At 64.0% G+C, this 17,093-nt stretch carries 13 protein-coding genes; 6 read left to right on the top strand and 7 right to left on the bottom strand.

The annotated features are described in order from the left end of the window. Nucleotides 1–23 precede the first annotated feature (23 nt). Nucleotides 24–1,781 (bottom strand): CocE/NonD family hydrolase, encoded by a 1,758-nt coding sequence (locus WDM91_19215; protein MEI9996737.1) that lies wholly within the window; start codon nt 1,779–1,781, stop codon nt 24–26. A gap of 340 nt (nt 1,782–2,121) precedes the next feature. Here WDM91_19215 and WDM91_19210 point away from each other — a divergent pair, with 340 nt between their 5' ends. The 3 genes from WDM91_19210 (at nt 2,122) to WDM91_19200 (ending at nt 6,070) form a co-directional block, all read left to right on the top strand. Then, nucleotides 2,122–2,919 (top strand): type II CAAX endopeptidase family protein, encoded by a 798-nt coding sequence (locus WDM91_19210; protein ID MEI9996736.1) that lies wholly within the window; start codon nt 2,122–2,124, stop codon nt 2,917–2,919. Between the two features lie 115 nt (nt 2,920–3,034). Further along, nucleotides 3,035–4,960 carry a serine hydrolase domain-containing protein gene (locus WDM91_19205; protein MEI9996735.1) on the top strand — a complete coding sequence of 642 codons (1,926 nt, stop codon included), beginning with the start codon at nt 3,035–3,037 and terminating at the stop codon, nt 4,958–4,960. Next, on the top strand, nt 4,961–6,070 hold the full coding sequence (locus WDM91_19200) for a hypothetical protein (protein MEI9996734.1): 1,110 nt from the start codon (nt 4,961–4,963) through the stop codon (nt 6,068–6,070). Nucleotides 6,071–6,175: 105 nt separating this feature from the next. On the opposite strand, the gene WDM91_19195 is transcribed toward WDM91_19200, so the two are convergent. The 3 genes from WDM91_19195 to WDM91_19185 all read right to left on the bottom strand — a co-directional run bounded on the left by WDM91_19195 (nt 6,176) and on the right by WDM91_19185 (nt 9,559). Then, the gene (locus WDM91_19195) at nt 6,176–6,823 is read right to left on the bottom strand and encodes a cupin domain-containing protein (protein MEI9996733.1); all 648 of its coding nucleotides are present in this window, start codon (nt 6,821–6,823) and stop codon (nt 6,176–6,178) included. Between the two features lie 35 nt (nt 6,824–6,858). Beyond that, nucleotides 6,859–7,254 carry a RidA family protein gene (locus WDM91_19190; GenBank protein ID MEI9996732.1) on the bottom strand — a complete coding sequence of 132 codons (396 nt, stop codon included), beginning with the start codon at nt 7,252–7,254 and terminating at the stop codon, nt 6,859–6,861. Between the two features lie 109 nt (nt 7,255–7,363). Then, a complete protein-coding gene (locus tag WDM91_19185) occupies nt 7,364–9,559 on the bottom strand; it encodes a TonB-dependent receptor (protein MEI9996731.1) in 2,196 nt (731 codons plus the stop codon). A gap of 279 nt (nt 9,560–9,838) precedes the next feature. Between WDM91_19185 and WDM91_19180 the strand changes: the two genes are divergently transcribed. The 3 genes from WDM91_19180 to WDM91_19170 all read left to right on the top strand — a co-directional run bounded on the left by WDM91_19180 (nt 9,839) and on the right by WDM91_19170 (nt 13,896). Continuing rightward, nucleotides 9,839–10,990: an FAD-dependent oxidoreductase gene (locus WDM91_19180; protein MEI9996730.1), complete on the top strand. Its 1,152-nt coding sequence runs from the start codon at nt 9,839–9,841 to the stop codon at nt 10,988–10,990. A gap of 2 nt (nt 10,991–10,992) precedes the next feature. Then, a complete protein-coding gene (locus tag WDM91_19175) occupies nt 10,993–11,586 on the top strand; it encodes an Lrp/AsnC family transcriptional regulator (GenBank protein ID MEI9996729.1) in 594 nt (197 codons plus the stop codon). 63 nt (nt 11,587–11,649) lie between these two features. Beyond that, nucleotides 11,650–13,896 carry a M28 family peptidase gene (locus tag WDM91_19170; protein MEI9996728.1) on the top strand — a complete coding sequence of 749 codons (2,247 nt, stop codon included), beginning with the start codon at nt 11,650–11,652 and terminating at the stop codon, nt 13,894–13,896. Between the two features lie 21 nt (nt 13,897–13,917). Here the strand turns inward: WDM91_19170 and WDM91_19165 are convergent, their stop codons facing one another. From WDM91_19165 to WDM91_19155, 3 genes are all read right to left on the bottom strand, one after another. Then, nucleotides 13,918–14,694 carry a hypothetical protein gene (locus WDM91_19165; GenBank protein MEI9996727.1) on the bottom strand — a complete coding sequence of 259 codons (777 nt, stop codon included), beginning with the start codon at nt 14,692–14,694 and terminating at the stop codon, nt 13,918–13,920. Nucleotides 14,695–14,996: 302 nt separating this feature from the next. Continuing rightward, nucleotides 14,997–15,719 carry a histidine utilization repressor gene (gene hutC, locus WDM91_19160; GenBank protein MEI9996726.1) on the bottom strand — a complete coding sequence of 241 codons (723 nt, stop codon included), beginning with the start codon at nt 15,717–15,719 and terminating at the stop codon, nt 14,997–14,999. After that, nucleotides 15,716–17,089: a formimidoylglutamate deiminase gene (locus tag WDM91_19155; GenBank protein ID MEI9996725.1), complete on the bottom strand. Its 1,374-nt coding sequence runs from the start codon at nt 17,087–17,089 to the stop codon at nt 15,716–15,718. The genes hutC and WDM91_19155 overlap by 4 nt, the downstream gene beginning before the upstream one ends. Nucleotides 17,090–17,093 lie beyond the last annotated feature (4 nt).

Raw genomic sequence — 17,093 nt, 5'->3', positions numbered from 1 at the left:
TTGGTTCCTGCTTGAGCATTGGCTTAGGGCGCCGCTTTGCGCATGTCGTCATTGGCGAGGTCGACCTCGATCGCCGAGGGATAGCGGACCGAATGGAAGACGGAGTGGGTCTGCGCCGTGTATCGATCTGCCTGGGCCTTGAAGATGTTGGGCACGAAGACCTGAGGGTTGCGGTCGATCAGCGGGAACCAGGTGCTCTGCACCTGAACCGCGATCCGGTGGCCTTTCTTGAAGACGTGCGACGCCGAATGCAGGTCGATCGCGTAGTCGAGCACCTTGCCGGGCACGATCGCCTGGGGATGCGCAAAACTCCTGCGGAAACGGCCGCGGAACACATCGTCGGCAATGATGAGCTGGCGGCCGCGCAAGCCTGGCGGCGTCGCGGCATCCGATGGATAGACGTCGATCAGCTTGACGATCCAGTCGGCGTCGCTGCCCGTCGTGCGGGCGAAAAGCTTGGCGAGGACGTCGCCACGGACCGTGACGTCGTGCGTCAACACATCCGTCTGCCAGGACAGGACGTCGGGGCGCCGGGCGAAGGGCGCCTGGTCGTCGGCCAGCCATTCGGACCAGGTGCTCTTGCGGCTTTCCATCGGCACGATCGGGCGGGCGCGATAGGGCACGGGATGGGCGGGATCGGAACGGAAGGTGTCGGGCGCGTCATCGCCCGGCTTCGGCGGATCGAAGGACAATCTGCCGCCGGCATGGAAATAGAGGGCGCGGCGCGCAACGCCGTCGCGCGGTGGCCACGCTGCGTAGCGATGCCAGCGATTGCTCCCGGTTTCGAAGATCAGCGCCTTGGGCTGGTCGAGCCTGCCTTCGCCTTTGAGCCAGTACCGGAACCACGGCACCTCCACATTGGAGCGGAAGAAATCGCCCGTCGGCGCACCGAAGTCGAACGGCCCGTAGGTGCGGCCGTCGCCCTTCGCCCAGCCGCCGTGATTCCAAGGGCCGATCACGATGGAACTGAGATTGCGCGGATCACGCGCCTGTTCGCGGCGAAAGATGGTCAGCGGTCCGTAGAAATCTTCCTGGTCCCACCACCCCGCGACGATGAGATCGGGCACCGTCACATGTGCCGGCATCTGCGCCGTCGTCACCTGCGTTCGCCAGAAGGCGTCGTAGTTCGGATGCGTGGCGAAATTCCGCCAGGTGGGCAGGACAACGCCGACATTGCGGACATCGAGATCCGCGAGCGGCGACTGTTTCAAATACCAGTCGTAGGGATCGTCCGGGCCGAAGGAAAACGGCTTCATCGTGCGGCCGTCGCTCTCGAGAGCCGCCGCATATTCCCAGCCATAGTCGAGACGGAAGGCGCCGTTGTGATGGAAGTCGTCGCCGATGAACATGTCCTCCGGAGAGGCCTGTACCGAAATCGCCTTCAGCGCCGGATGCGGGTGGATCGTCGCCATCGCGGTCGTCCAGCCGAGATAGGACACGCCGAAAATCCCGACCCGGCCGTTGTTGTTTGCAACGTGGTGGATGGCCCAGTCGATGGTGTCGTAGGTATCCGTCGCCTCGTCGATGCCGCCCGGCTTCGACGATTTGGGACGCAGCATGACGAAGCTGCCCTGCGAACCGAAGCGGCCGCGGATGTCTTCCAGCAGGAAGATGAAGCGCTCGGCCATCAACTCCTTGAATTGCACGCCGAAATAGCGCTGGACTGTGGGCAGCTCAAATCCGTAGGGCGAGCGTTGCATAAGAATGGGGAGCGGCCCCTTGGCCCCCTTCGGCCGCCAGATTTCGGCATGCAGCGCCACCCCGTCGCGCATCGGAATCATGACGTCTTGGGCAACGTAGTTTCCGATCTGGGAATCGGCCGGCAGAAACCCGGTCTTCGGTGTCGGCGCCGCGGAAGCGATTGTCGCGAGCGCAAGCGATGCCAATAGAATATGCAGGGTCCCCCTTCTCACCGTCCTGTCGTCCCCTCGATCATGGCTGTCTAGCGGTGCCGCGATCAACTTACGTTCCTTGTCAGGCATAATTTAGCCTGATAGGAGAAATAGTGTCAAATTCTAGTGCGCCAGTGAGGGTTTTGCGGTGGTGGATCGTAGCGACGGTGGGGCAATCGCCTGGTTTCTGGTCTTGGTCGTTGCGCTGAGCGCAATCTTTTGGACGCTCATGATTTCCGCCGGTCACGTTGGTGCCGGAGGCGGGCGTTATGTCGAAGGGCTGATGTGGTGCCCGGCGATCGCGGCCTTTCTCACCATCACGATCCGCGGCCTCGACATCGGATCGCTCGGACTGTCGTCCGTCGGCGGTCGCTACGCCATCTTCGCCTATCTCACGCCGCTGATCTATGCCGCGATCGCCTATGCGCTGGTGTGGACGCTCGGCTTCGGCTTCTTCCCCAACCCGCTCGCCGTCGCCAAGCTGTCGGAACGGCTCGGCTGGCACCTGAACGGTACCGCGACGTTCGTGACGCTCTATTTCCTGTTGATGGCTACAACCGGGATGGTCTCGGCGACCGCACACGCCCTGGGCGAAGAGATCGGCTGGCGCGGCTTTTTGGCGCCTCGGATGGTGCGGCAGCTCGGGTTTACCTGGGGCGCCATCGTCACCGGCGCGATCTGGACGGCCTGGCACATGCCGATCCTGTTGTTCGCCGATTACAACAGCGGCACACCCTGGTGGTTCGCGTTGCCCTGCTTCGCCGTCTTGGTGATCAGCATCAGCGTGATGCTCACCTGGATCCGGCTTCGCTCCGACAGTGTATGGCCCTGCGCCATATTCCATGCCAGCCACAACCTCTTCATCCAGGGCGTCTTCACGCCTCTGACCGGACCGCGTGGTGCGGTCACCAGCTACGCCGTCGACGAATTCGGCGTCGCGGTCCCGCTGATCGCATTGGTCTTCGCGGTCATGTTCTGGGCTTACCGCGAGCGCGCTGTGGGCGGCGAGCAGCTTCAGCCCAGCTAGTTTGAATGGACGCCGGCGGCGCAACGCAGATGCGCCGGCGCGCCACGACCCAACCGTTTGACAATTCTCCATATAGAGACAGAATGTCCTGATAGTACCAGTCAGGGGTGAGGCAATGGGTGGCGTTCGGTGTATTTCGCTGGCGGGAGCGGTCCTGGCGGCCGCGCTAACCGCGGTTTCAATCTCGCCCGCGCAGTCCGATCCCGCGATCGCGCCCCCGGTGCTGACCAAGACCGACCTTGATACCTGGCTGGACGGCTTTATGCCCTATGCGCTGAAGTCGGGCGGTGTGGCCGGCGCCGTCATCGCCGTCGTCAAGGACGGCAAGGTCCTGACCGAAAAAGGGTTCGGCTATTCGGATGTCGCCGCGCAGCGTCCCGTCGATCCACAAACTACGCTTTTTCGGCCCGGCTCGGTTTCGAAGCTCTTCACGTGGACCGCCGTGATGCAGCAGGTGCAGGCCGGCAGAATCGACCTCGATCAGGACGTCAACGTCTATCTCGACTTCAAGATTCCGCCCTACCAGGGCAAGCCCGTCACGATGCGCGAGATCATGACTCATAGCGCAGGTTTTGAAGAAGCGCTCGGCGGCTTGATCACAAGCGGTTCGCAAGTTCCCTCCCTCGGCGAGGTCGTGAAAAAGTGGATTCCGGAACGGATTCATGCGCCCGGATCGACGCCGTCTTATTCAAATTATGGTGCGATGCTCGCAGGATACATTGTTCAACGCGTGTCCGGCGAGCCTTACGACGCCTATATCCAGAACCACATCTTCCATCCGTTGGGCATGATGCATTCGACGATGAGCGAACCGCTGCCGGCCAACCTCGCGCCTTTGATGTCCAAGGGATATTCGGTTCCCTCCAGCCCGCCAATGCCATTTGCGATGGTGACGTTCCGGCCAGCGGGCAGCGCGACGTCCACTGCCGATGACATGGCGCGCTTTATGATCGCGCATTTGAACGAAGCCAATAACCCGCTGCTCGACCCCGCGACATCGAGGGAAATGCACACGACGGCGCTCACGATTCTTCCCCCTCTGGACCGGGCGGAGCTCGGGTTCTTCGAATCCAATCTGAACGGCCACCGCATCATTGGCCATGGCGGCGACCTTCTGGCCTTCCACAGCGACCTCTGGCTAATCATGGACCAGAATGTGGGGGTATTTTTCTCCGTGAACAGCGCGGGCCGCGGCGCGACATCGATTACGCTTCGGGCTGCCCTCATCGCCAATTTCATGAATCGCTACTTCCCAACGCCCAAAGCCGCTCCATCGACCTTCAAGCCGCAAGCAGCGGATGCGGAAGCGATGACCGGGACCTACCTTGTATCGCAGCATTCGGAATCCGGGCCGCGCGCGGCACTTAACTTTTTCACGCAAACTTCGGTCAGCCTCGATGCGCAAGGCCATCTTCAGGTTCCCGGATTTGTTTTCGTCGGTACCGACGGCGCGGCGCGGGACTGGGTGGAAGTTGCGCCCTTCGTCTGGAAGGACCGCTTCGGCAGCGAGCGACTGGCCGCCCAGGTGGTTGATGGCAAAGTCGTCCGGTTTTCTGTCGATGCAGTTTCGCCATTTCAGGTTTTCGAGCGCGCCCCTTGGTATAAATCGACGGCATGGCTGCAGCCAGCGTTGATTGTTAGTCTGCTCCTTCTTCTCATCGCGGTCTTGTCGCTTCCCTTCGGCTGGCTCGTGCGCCGGTATTACGGTACCGACCGCATCGTCCAAAGATCCGAACGTACCGCTTACCTGGCGCAGTCGTGGTTCGCACTCGGCTCACTCGTCATCCTGGGTCTCTGGATGTCTGTACTTCTCACGCTGACCTTCAATCCGCTGGGCAGCTGGGTCTATGTGCTTGAAGTGGCGACGATCGTCGCGCTGCCTCTGCTCTGTGCCGCAAGTGTTTGGCTATTTTGGGCGAGCGTCCAGGCACGGCGCGGGATCCTGGCGCTCATCTGGCGCGGCGCGCTCGTGCTCGCATCGGTCTGCGTGCTGTGGTTTGCAGTGGCGTTCAATCTCACCCATATCGGACTCGACTACTAGGTGAGCACGCAACCCCAACCGCGTCCGAGCTGGCTGCAGCGCTACATCCTGCCGGGGCTTGCCTTCAAGGCTGTCGTGATCGGCGGCGGCTATGCGACCGGGCGCGAGCTCGCGCAATTCTTCCTGCCGAGCGGGCCGACCGGCGGGCTGCTCGCCATCCTGGTGGCGACGCTCGTGTGGAGCGTCGTCTGCGTCCTGACCTTCGCCTATTCGCACGCCTATCGGCTGCTCGACTACCGCGCCTTCTTCGGCAAGCTCCTGGGGCGCGGATGGATCGTGTTCGAAGTCACCTATCTTTTGTTCGTGCTGCTCATCATTTCCGTGTTCGCCGCGGCGAGCGGCGCGATCGGCCAGGCGCTGTTCGGCTGGCCGACGCTTGCCGGCGCGCTGTTGCTGCTGGTGGCGATCGCGGGGGTCGTCGCCATAGGCCCCAAGGCGGTCGAGCCGCTCTTCAAATATGTCTCGATCCTGCTCTATCTGACCTATGCGCTGTTTCTGGGCTTGAGCCTGTCGAAATTCGGCGGCCAGATCCTGTCGCATCTGGCCACCGCGCCGGTCGGCAGCGGCTGGCTCCAAGGCGGCATCACCTATGCCGGCTACAATTCGGTCGCGGCCGTCGTCATTCTTCCCGTTCTGCGCCACCTGACCAGCCGGCGCGACGCGATCGTCGCGGGACTTATCGCCGGACCGCTCGCGATGCTGCCGGGACTGTTCTTCTTCCTGTCCATGATCGCGTGGTACCCGCAGGTCGGCGCCGTCACACTGCCCTCCGATTTCCTGCTGATGAAGATCGACATCCCGGTGGTCCGTCTTCTGTTCCAGGGCATGATCTTCTTCGCGCTGCTCGAGAGCGGCACCGGAGCGGTCCACGCCATCATGGAGCGGGTCCGCCACGCCTTGCATGCGCGGACGGGCATCGACGCGAACCTGCCGGCGCGCGGCGCGATCACCCTGGCGGTGCTGACGATTTCCGTCTTTGCGGCGCAGGGTATCGGCCTCGTGGACCTGATCGCCAAGGGCTACACGGTGATGTCCTGGATCCTGATCGCGATCTTCATCCTGCCGATGATCTTCGTCTCCCTGACGAAGGGCGCGTTCCTGCGGGCCTGACCGCGAGAGCCATCATTTCGGCGGCACGTTCAACGCGGCGCGATTCTACGACCGCCCTGCGGACGATCTCGCGGCACGGCATTCGGGGCCGCGGCGCCACGAGCGTCAGGCGGTCTGCTTGGCTTCGCTCTCGGCCAGACTGATCAGCTCGCCCGCCAGATTGGGATCCTCGCTCGAGCAGACCGCGAGAACCACCGCGCTGTCGCAATCCTTTGCGATGTAGGCATGGCCCATCGAGCTGTCTATGTAGATGCCCTGACCGGCCTTGAGCGTCACCGGGCTGTAGAATTGCAGATGCACCTCTATCGTGCCTTCCAGGACGAAAATGAACTCCTCGCCCTGGTGGCGGACGGTCTCGCCGAATTGCGCGATGTCATGACTGCGGATTCGCGTGATGATCGGCACCATGCGCTTCTCGCGCAAGTCGGCACAGAGGTACTCGTAGTCATAGTTCGGCGTGGAAATCTGGATCGAGTTCGCGCTCGAAGTGAGGCTACGCCGTGCGGTGAAGATCTTCGGCCTGCCGCCATCGACCGGCGCCTCGCCGAGTGCCAGGAACTCGGTCATCGTCAGGCCGAGCCGCGAGGTGAATTGCTGCAGCTTATCGTAGGTCAGCGAGAGCTTGTCGGCCTCGACCTTGGCCAGGGTCGACAACGGAATGCCCACCTTTTCGCTCATCTGGCGCAAGGTCCAACCCTTGCGCTGCCGCAGCAGCTTGATGAGACTGCCTAACGTGCTGTTCTGCTTGGACATTTTATGGTACTCTCGCTGCCTTCGTGGATGACGCTTCATCGGCGCATGTTGGCACGACTCGCGATCGCTTCAATTTCCACACGGGCATTTGCTAGCACAAGCTGAGAAATCACGCACGAGCGTGCCGGATAGGGCGGCTTCAGGCGTTTCAGGTAGACGGCGTTGAAGGCGGCGAAGTCGGCTGGATCGCAAAGCCAGACAGTGACTTTCGCGACATTGTCCAGGGTCAGGCCGGCCTCGGCGAGGACGTCCGCCATCGAAGTGAAGATGCGGTCGGTCTGTTCGGCGATCCCACCAGGAACGGTGCCATCGACCATCGCGATCTGCCCTGACAGGAACACAAGCCCGTTCGTCTCGATCGCCGCGGAAAGGGGGATAGGATTTCCGGCAGGGCCAATCGGGGCAGGACCAAATGTCTTCATGTGCGTCACATCGGTCAACCAACGATCGGGATCGGCGCCGGGTCGAACAAGCGACGCCGAACCGGTCCCACACGCCGCCAAGGGAGTGTTCGGCGTGTGGGACTAGGACCGGCGACGTCTAGTATTTGAGGTCGAAAGACAGACCGATCGTGCGCGGTTGAAGGACATAAGACGATATGGCGATCGGAGCGCCGCCACCCAGACCGAATGCGCTGCTCAACACCGCCTGTTGCAGATAGACGCGCTCATCCGTCAGGTTGTGAACATAGAAGTTGATCTGATAATTGTCGTTCGACAATCCAGCTCTGAGATCGATTCTCGTATAGGCGGGATCCATCGTGTTGAAACTCGTGTCGGTCGGAGACGCCACCAATTCCGAATCCGTGTAGTGAATGCTGCCGCCGACATTCGCTTGCCAGTTCTCGAATGCGGCCCATGTGTATTCCGCATTCAATCCGCCAGAAAATTTCGGAACGCCGGCCAACTGGTAGCCCAACAGGAAATTTGTTCCGCCGGCCCCAATGCTCGCAATTTCTGCATCGGTGTACGCTCCGTCGAATCCGACGCGCAGTCCGTCGAGCGGTATGACGGAACCTTCGAGCTCGACGCCGCGGCTGTACGCGCTACCGGCGTTTCCGAGATAAGACTGGCTGTTGACCGTCACATTGGTCTGGAAGTTGCTCCATTCGACATCGAATGCCGCAATGTCCAAAACAGCCTTCCCATCGAGGAACGTGGCTTTGAGTCCCACTTCATAGTTGATCAACGTGTCGGACTGTGCCGGCGGCGGGACCGGCCCGCCGGGAAGAGCTGCATTGGGACTTCCCGGACGATAGCCGGATGCGATGCGTACATAGGCCATCGTGTTGTCGTCGAAGTGGTAACGGGCGTTGCCCTGCCACGTCCAATTTGATTCTCCCGATTTGCCCGGCGCGTCTATGGCCGTTACCCCGTTGATCGCGACGATCTCGTGGAACTGCTGGTCGTTGCGCGAGAAACGCACGCCGCCCGTGACATCGAATTTGGAGCTGAAATTGACGGTGACGTCGCCAAACAGCGCGACTTCCTGGTAATTCAGCGGCAATTGCACGCCTTCGTAAGGTGTACCAGCAAGGTCCAGCGGCAAAGGCTGAACCAGGCCGCTGAACAGCGCCTGGTCAAACTTGCTGATTTCCCGCGTGTAGTAGGCGCCAGCCAGCCACGCGACCGTTTGATCGGTCGGCGATGCAAGGCGGACTTCCTGCGTGAATTTGTCGAGCGAGAAGTTGTAGCCAAGATAGGCGGGTATGTCGCCTGCCATGCTTCCAAACGTATCGGTTCGGTCCGACGGCTGAAGTGTCGTGGTCTTTGCATAGCTCGTCGCAGACGTTGCCTGCGCCCAGCCAAGATCCCAATTCACCGTACCGGAATAATAATTGATGTTCTTCTTGAGAGGAGCACGGAAGAAATTGTTTTCCGCCAGCGAGCCCAGCGTCGGCGAGCCGGTATAGAAAACGGTGCCGCGCGAATCCGTGTGCGTCACGAGATTGTCGAGGCGCACGAGATTCGGGTCGTCGGAATCCTGCCGATACCAGATGGCGTTGAGATTGACGGTCACGTTTGAAGCGGGAAGCCATGTCACGGCGGCGCGGCCGCCATATTGCTGATCGCCGTTGACGCCCTTCAAACCGAGCCGGACGTTATTGATATAACCTTGGTCTTGCTGATCAAAACCACTCACGCGAATGGCGAGCGTGTCGTCCAGCGGGATGTTCACCGCTGCGCGGAAAGAATAACCGGGCGCGCCTGAGTCCCCGGTCGAATTGATTTCCGCCCCGGCTCGCACGCTGAACCCGCTTGGATCCGCTTGCGTCAGGACATATTTGATCAGGCCGCCCATGGCGCCAGCGCCATAGAGCGTCCCCTGGGGACCTCGCAGCACTTCCAGTCTGTCCACGTCGTAAGGCAGCAAGTCGAGCGAGAACTGGTCGGCGTCCGCGTAGTTGCCGCTGGATCCGAGCGGCGTGTCGTTGATGTAATAGCCGACGAGCGACCCTTGGCCGCCAAGGCCGTCGGAAATGCCGCGGAGCGTTACGCTCCCCTGGCCCGGCGAGCCCGTCTGGTGAATCTCGAGGCCAGGAACATACTGCGCGTAGTCGTCCAGACCTTTCAGGCCCAGCCTTTGAAGTTCGGCGCCAGGCACTGCGCTGACCGATGCGGGCACTTGCTGGATATCCACTGCCCGCTTTTCCGCCGTCACCACCACGGTCTCGATCGTGTTCGGCGAACTCGCCGTATCCGCCAAAGCCGCCATCGGGCTGAGCGCTGTGGTCATCAACAATGCGGCAATTCCGAACCTGCGGTTACGCGTGACTGATCGATACGCCATGTAAGGCCCCCGGTTTCGATTTGTGACAAAATTCTATTCGTTTCCCTCTATTGCCTGTCAAGAGAATATGTTTCTTAATGTAGAAATATGCGGGCGTTTCGGTCTCTTTTGGCATAATTTCTTCAGAGTGAGCCATTAGAGGCACAGATGGAGATTGGCGGGTGAGACGGATCGGGCCCGTCCGACCCGGCCAGAGCAGCGCAACCAGTGCGCGGTGGGAGACATATGTACGACATAATAATCGTCGGAGCCGGGATCGCCGGGGCGTCCATCGCTTACGAACTGGCGAACCGGCACAGCGTCTGCATCCTCGAGGCCGAGCCGCAGCCGGGCATGCATGCGACCGGGCGTTCGGCCGCGCTATTTGCCCCAAGTTATGGCGGCAGCGAGATCCGTGCGGTCACGCGGGCCAGCCGCGCCTTCTTCGACAATCCGCCGCCCGAATTCGGCGACCGACCGCTTTTGGGGCAGAGAGGTTGCCTCTATCCCGCGCGAGGTGATCAGCGCGAACGGTTGGGCCGGACCTTCGACGCAGTCCGCGCCTCGGGCGGCGAGGTCGAGCTGATCGCGCCGGCGGACGCGATCGCGTTGATCCCCTTGCTTCGCGAGAGCTATGTCGCGGCCGCGATGCTCGACCGCGGCGCCATGGACATCGACGTCAACGCGCTTCACCAGGGGTTTCTCAGAGGTGCGCGCGCCTCAGGCGCCGTGCTGCGGACCGGCAGCAGGGCATCCAAGATACAGCGGCGCAACGGCGCATGGTTCATCGAGCTCGGCGGCGACGTCATTGCGGCACCGACCCTCGTCAATGCCGCCGGCGCCTGGGCCGATCAGGTCGCCGAATCCTGCGGAGCCCGCGCGATGGGACTGCAGCCTTTGCGCCGTACCGCCATGCTGGTCGATGTTCCGGAAAATACGGATGTTCGCCGCTGGCCGGCGGTGATCGACGTCGACGAGCAATTCTACTTCAAGCCCGATGCGGGAAAGCTTCTCCTGTCGCCGGCCGACGAGACCCCCGACCAACCCGGCGACGCCCAGCCGGAGGAGCTGGATATCGCGATCGGAGTCGATCGCGTACAGGCGGCACTCGCCATCGACGTTCGCCGCGTCAGCCACAGCTGGGCGGGCCTGCGGACCTTTGCGCCGGACCGCGTGCCCGTGGTGGGGTTCGATCCGGACGTCCCGGGACTGTTCTGGTGCGCCGGCCAGGGCGGCTATGGCATCCAGACCGCGCCCGCAATGGCGCGGCTGTCCGCCGCGCTCATACAGCGGCAGAGCACGCCGCCCGATCTCATCGGCGAGGGGCTGTGCACCGAAAATCTCTCGCCATTCCGCTTCGGCCGCGCCGCCGCCGCAAAGCGCCAGCGAGACGCCTGATCATGGTGGACCGGCGCCCGCCATCCCGAAAGGACAAGGACACCGCGTCGGCGCCACGCATCCCCGCCTCGACGCATATTGCGGGCGACACGATGCGGGTGTCCGCCGGCCGCTTGCCGATCGACGACATGGATCTGCGCCTGTTGGACGCATTGCAACGTTGGGGACGATCCTCGCTGTTGTCCCTTGCGAAGCATACGGGGCTGACTTCGCCGCCGACATTGCGGCGCGTCCGCAAGCTTCAGGAGAGGGGCATCATTCGCGGCTACCATGCGACGATCGATCGTTCGAAACTCGGTTACGACTTGCTCTGCTTCGTGACGGTGCAGTTGGTGTCCCAGTCGGACCGCAATCTCCGGGCTTTCGAGTCGCTGGTACGGGAGTGGCCGAATGTCCGCGAGTGTCTCGCGCTCTCCGGACATCACGATTTCCTCCTGAAATGCGCATTCCGCGATGCGCGCGAGCGTGACGCATTCGCCGCCGATGCTCTCGGCAACACGCCAAACGTCGAGCGGATATCGGTCCTGAGCTGCGTCCGCGTCGGCAAGGAAGAACCCGGCCTGCCGCTCCGGGAGAACAGGATCGCGGATGACTAAGCACATGCGCCGGATGATGCCGGGTGCCGCACTCTTCAGATTTGTACCGGGGACGTAATCCACATGTTTCGCCTCACAGCTTTGACCACGTCACTCTTGCTGATTGCGACCTCGGCGGCGCCCACGCCGGCGGGGTTCGACCAGTCTGCTCTCGAAGCGGCGTTCGACGCCGCCGTCCGACCGGCCGAGATGGCTGCTTGGAACAAACAGATGGCGTCGGAGCCCAACAATGTCGGCTCGCCGCACGACCGCGCGAACGCCGAATGGGAGCTGGCGCAATTCCGCAAATTCGGCTGGGATGCGCGCATCGAAACGTTCCAGGTCCTTTACCCGACGCCGATCCGCGAGACCGTGGCGCTCCTCGGATCGAGGCCCTTCACGGCCACGCTCACGGAAAGGCCGGTCGCCGGCGATACGAGCGCAACGGCGCATTCTCCGGGACTCCCCGCCTATTTCGCCTACCAGGGCGATGGCGACGTAACCGCGCCGCTCGTCTATGTGAATTACGGCATGCCCGACGATTACAAGGCGCTCGAGCGCATGGGCGTCAGCGTCAAGGGCAAGATCGCGATCGTGCGCTACGGCGCCGGCTGGCGCGGCCTCAAGCCGAAGCTCGCGCAGGATCACGGCGCATTGGGCTGCATCGTCTATTCCGATCCAAAGGACGACGGCTATGCCGTCGACACGCCCTATCCGGAAGGGCCGGCGCGCCCGTCGCAGGGCATCCAGCGCGGGTCGGTGATCGACCTGCCGATCTCGCCCGGCGACCCGCTGACGCCCGGCATCGGATCGGTGCCCGGCGCGAAACGGATCGCACGCGCCGACGCCGCGGTGATCCTGAAGATTCCCGCCATCCCGATCTCCTATGCCGACGCGCGTCCGCTGCTCGCGGCGCTCGACGGGCGGGTCGTGCCGCCGGGCTGGCGCGGCGCGCTGCCGATCACCTATCGGGCGGGCCCCAGCCGGGCGATGGTCCATCTCGTGGTGAAATCCGATTGGAGCCAGAAGACGATCTACGACGTGATCGCGACGATGAAAGGCAGCGAATATCCCGACCAGTGGATCCTGCGCGGCAATCATCGCGACGGCTGGGTGTTCGGCGCCAGCGATCCGCTTTCCGGACAGGTGTCGCTGCTCGAGGAAGCCCGCGTCATCGGCGATCTCGTGCGTCGGGGCTGGCGTCCGAAGCGGACCCTTGTCTATGCCAGTTGGGACGGCGAGGAAGCGGGCCTGCTCGGCTCTACCGAGTGGGTCGAGGAACACGCCGACGAGCTGCGGCGCAAGGCGGTCCTCTACATCAATACCGACGACACGGGACGCGGTTTCTTTCATGCCGGCGGCAACCAGGATCTTACCCACTTCGTCAATCTGGTGGCGGCCGGGGTGACCGATCCGGAAACCCATGTCTCCATCGGCACGCGCGCCCGTGCGGAAACGCGGTCGCAGGCGAGTGAAGCTGGAGCAAATGCCGAGATAAAGACCGCAGCCAAGCTCGCCGCCGATGCCGCCAGGGACCTGCCCATCGAGGCGCTGGGCTCCGGCTCCGACTACTCGGCCTTTCTCGAACACCTCGGACTGCCGGCGCTCGATTTGGGATTCGGCGGGGAAGGCGGCGAGGGCGGCGTATACCACTCGCGATACGACACCTACGAATACCGCGCCCGATGGATCGATCCCGGCTTTGTCTACACGGCGTTGCTGGCAAAGACCGTCGGACGCGTCGTTCTGCGGCTCGCCGATGCCGATCTTCCGATCGCGCGGGAAGCCGAATTTGCCGACGCCGTGGAGAACTATGTCGCCGACCTGAAGGTGCTGACTGCCGGCAAACGCGAAGCGGCCGCAAATCAGGCGCAGCTCATTGCCGACCACGTTTTCGCGCTGGCCGCCGATCCGACCAAGACGAGCGGGCTTCCCGAAGCGCTGGAGCCGGTTCCGGATCTCGACTTCGCGGCCCTCGACGACGCCGTGAAAACGCTGAGAAAAGCCTCTGGCGACTATGACATTGCGCTCGAGAAGAACGCCTTGCGTCTTTCGCCTGAGGCCCGGGCAAGATTGTGGGCGCTCATGCAAATGCTTCCGCAAACCCTCGCGTCGTCCGCCGGCCTGCCCGGCCGCACCTGGTACCGGAACCTTGTTTACGCGCCCGGCCGTTACACCGGCTACGGCGTCAAGACGCTTCCGGGCGTGCGCGAGGCCATCGAGGAACAGCGTTGGAGCGATGTGCCGACCTATGTGCGGCGCACGGCGGATGCTCTGAACGCCTATAGCGCCCTGCTCGAGCAGGCGACAGAGGTCTTGAACGGCGGCTGAGTCTCGCGATCACCGCCGGCCTCAGCGCCGAGTCGGCTCGGCAGCGCCGGGATGCGCGCCCGCGCGCCGGGGCATGAGCGCGACGAGAGCGATCATGACGACCGCGATGATGGCGGAGGCGACAGGCCTGCTCACATTCAGCCCGCCCTGCGCGAACGGCTTGTCGAAAAAATCGCCGACCGTCGCGCCAAGCGGCCGCGTGAGGATGAAGGCCGCCCAGAACAGCGCAACGCGCGAGATCCCGCTCGCGTAATATGCGACCGCGACGAGCGCGAGCGCCGCGGCGAAGACGGCGGCGGCTCCGAGATAGCCGAGCCCCGACGTGTCCGCCATCCAGTCGCCCAACGCGGTGCCCAGGGTTTGCGAGAGGGTGATCGTGGCCCAATAGAACGCCTCCACCCGCGGCCTGTTCACGGTCTCGACCGAGACGGTGCCTTCCGTCCGATACCACAATGCGAGCATCGCCAGGACGCATAGAAGCAGCACCGCGGACCCGCCGGTATAGCCGATGCCCAGCGAGCGATCGGCGAAATCCGCCATCGTCGTCCCCGCCGTCGTCGAAGCGACGATCGTCGCCCAATAGAGCACGGGATGGAACGTCTTCGCCGCGATCTGCAGCACGACGAGCACGACGAGAAGCGCGAGGAAGATCGCCGTGCCCAGGAGATAGCCGAGATCCATGGTCATGGTCACGGTGTCTCCCCCGGTCTCGCCGAGGGTCGTCGCCAGGATCTTGACGATCCAGAAGCCGAGCGTGACGGCGGGCACCTTGCTCAGCGCGGATTCGATTTTCGCCATGGATCGGCAGCCTCAAAGCGTGAACGGAACGGACGCGTGCCCGGAGCGGCATGGGCCGGCGGATGGTAGCGGTCGTCGAGATCGCAGACGAGGCCGCCGCGCCGTCCAGACCAGGCGCCGGCACCACGCGCGCAAGCACCGCACAATCGGCCGGATCGTCCATCGGCAAGCGCGCGCAAAGCGCGATTCGAGCGTGGCGGCGGCGGGCATAATCGACCGGCCTTTGCGGACATCCGATATGGTAGACCGCTGTCTTGTATGTCAGGGCGCCGGCTATGCGCAATTCCGCCGGGGGCGTCCGTTCAAGCGGTCGCGGGACGCAATTGAGGGCCGAACCGGGCGACCAGGTCGAAGCCGGTGCCGCAGAAGATCTGGCGCACATAGGTGATGTGCTGGTCGCCGCGCCAAGTCTTGCGCTCCAGGGCCAGGCAAGCCGCGCCTGCGGCCAGCGCCAGCAGTCCGGCGACCTTGCCGTCGGCGTTGATGGCGGTGATGCGATGTTCCGCTTCGGTCCAGGCGACATGCCCGAGCAGCCAGGTGCCCGGCGGCACGATAGCGAAATCGGCGGCCGCGGCGTCGGGCACCGCGTCGAGATTGATCAGGCGCTGTTCGAGGGCGAAGGGCGTGCCGCTCGCCAGATGCAGGCAGCGCAGCGCAAGGAGTTCGGCACCATCGAACATCTGCTCCTCGGGCATCGTGCGCCTGGCGGTGTAGCGGCGGCGCGACAGCAGCTTGAGGCCGTAACTGTCGCCTCGCGCCAGGATGTCGGCCTGGATATCGGGAATATCGAGGACGGCGGAATGCACCCGCGGCTGGGCGACGAAGGACCCCGCGCGGCGGCGGCGTACGATCAGCCCCGCCTCGGCGAGACTGGCCAGCGCCTTGCTGACGGTCATGCGGGCGCAGCCATAGCGCGCCATGAGCTCGTGTTCGTACGGGATGCGATGACCCGGCGCCCAGGCGCCCGAGCGGATGCGCGCCTCGATATTCGCGCGGATGCGGTCGTGCAACGTCGTATCGCTCATGCCGCCAGCAACCTGTGCAGCACGGCCCGGTATCGCGCGATCACGGCGCCGCGCGCGCGGTGTTCGCCCCCCGAGACCACGTGTTCGCCGCCCGCCCATACGTCGGCGATGCGCGCATGGGCGAAGATCAGGCTGTCGAGCAAGGCGTCGCCTTTCCTGCCCACCAGGGCGGGTTGATCGATGGACAGACCGACGATGTCCGCCCGGGCACCGACGCGCAAGCCGGCGGCGCAGCCCAGCGCCCTGGCGCCGCCGGCGACCGCGCCGTCGAACAGCGAGCGGCCGACGGACGGCACGGAAGCGAGCACATTGCGCGAGCGGGCGTGCAGGCGCTGGCCGTATTCCAAAAGGCGCAGCTCCTCCCGCATGTCGATGAGGACGTTCGAATCGCTGCCGATGCCGAACGAGCCGCCGGCCGCGAGATAGCGCGGCGCCGCGAAGAGCCCATCGCCCAGATTGGCTTCCGTGATCGGACACAGGCCGGCGACCGCGCCGCTGGCGGCGAGCCGCGCGCTTTCCGCGTCGTCCATATGCGTCGCATGCACCGCGCACCAGCGCGGGCCGACATCGGCGTGGTCCATCAGCCATGTCACGGGACGGGCGCCGAACCAGGCAACGCAAGCCTCGACCTCCAGCATCTGCTCGGCGATGTGAATGTGGATGGGACCGTCGCCGGCGAGCGGCAGCAGCGCGGCGAGCTCGTCCGGCGTCACCGCGCGCAGGCTGTGCGGCGCGATGCCGACGACGCCGTCGCGCAGGCCGGCGACCGCCTTGCGGCTGCGCGCCACCAAATCCGCATAGCTGTCGAGGCTGCTCGCGAAACGCTTCTGCCGCTCTTGCAGCGGCATTCCGCCGAACCCGCCATGGGCATAGAAGACGGGCAGCAGCGTCAGGGCGATGCCGGTGTCCTGGGCCGCCGCGGCGATGCGCGCCGCCATCTCGGCCGGATCGTCATAGGCGCCGCCGTCGGGCCGGCGATGGAGATAGTGGAATTCGCCGACCCGGGTGAAGCCGGATTCGAGCATCTCGACGAAGGCCAAGGCCGCGATGGCTTCGAGATCGTCGGGCGTGATCGCCGCCACGAAGCGGTACATCGTCTCGCGCCAGGTCCAGAAACTGTCGGCGCTGCCGCCGCGACTTTCGGCGAGCCCGGCCATGCCGCGCTGGAACGCATGGCTGTGGAGATTGGGCAGGCCGGGAAGCCCGACGCCCGACCGCGCGTCGCCGGAGCGCGACGGTGCTGCCGGCTGAATCTGCGTGATCACGCCGGCCGCGACGGCGATGCGCACGTCGTCGGCCCAGCCCCCGGGCAGGAGCGCGGTCTCGAAATGCAGCCAGGCGTCGTCCTGGTGCGCGCTGCGGGACTCCACTGGA

Origin of the sequence: Rhizomicrobium sp. (assembly GCA_037200385.1) — a bacterium.
In the GTDB taxonomy this organism is placed as follows: Bacteria; Pseudomonadota; Alphaproteobacteria; order Micropepsales; family Micropepsaceae; genus Rhizomicrobium.
This window is presented reverse-complemented; position numbering and strand designations above follow the sequence as displayed.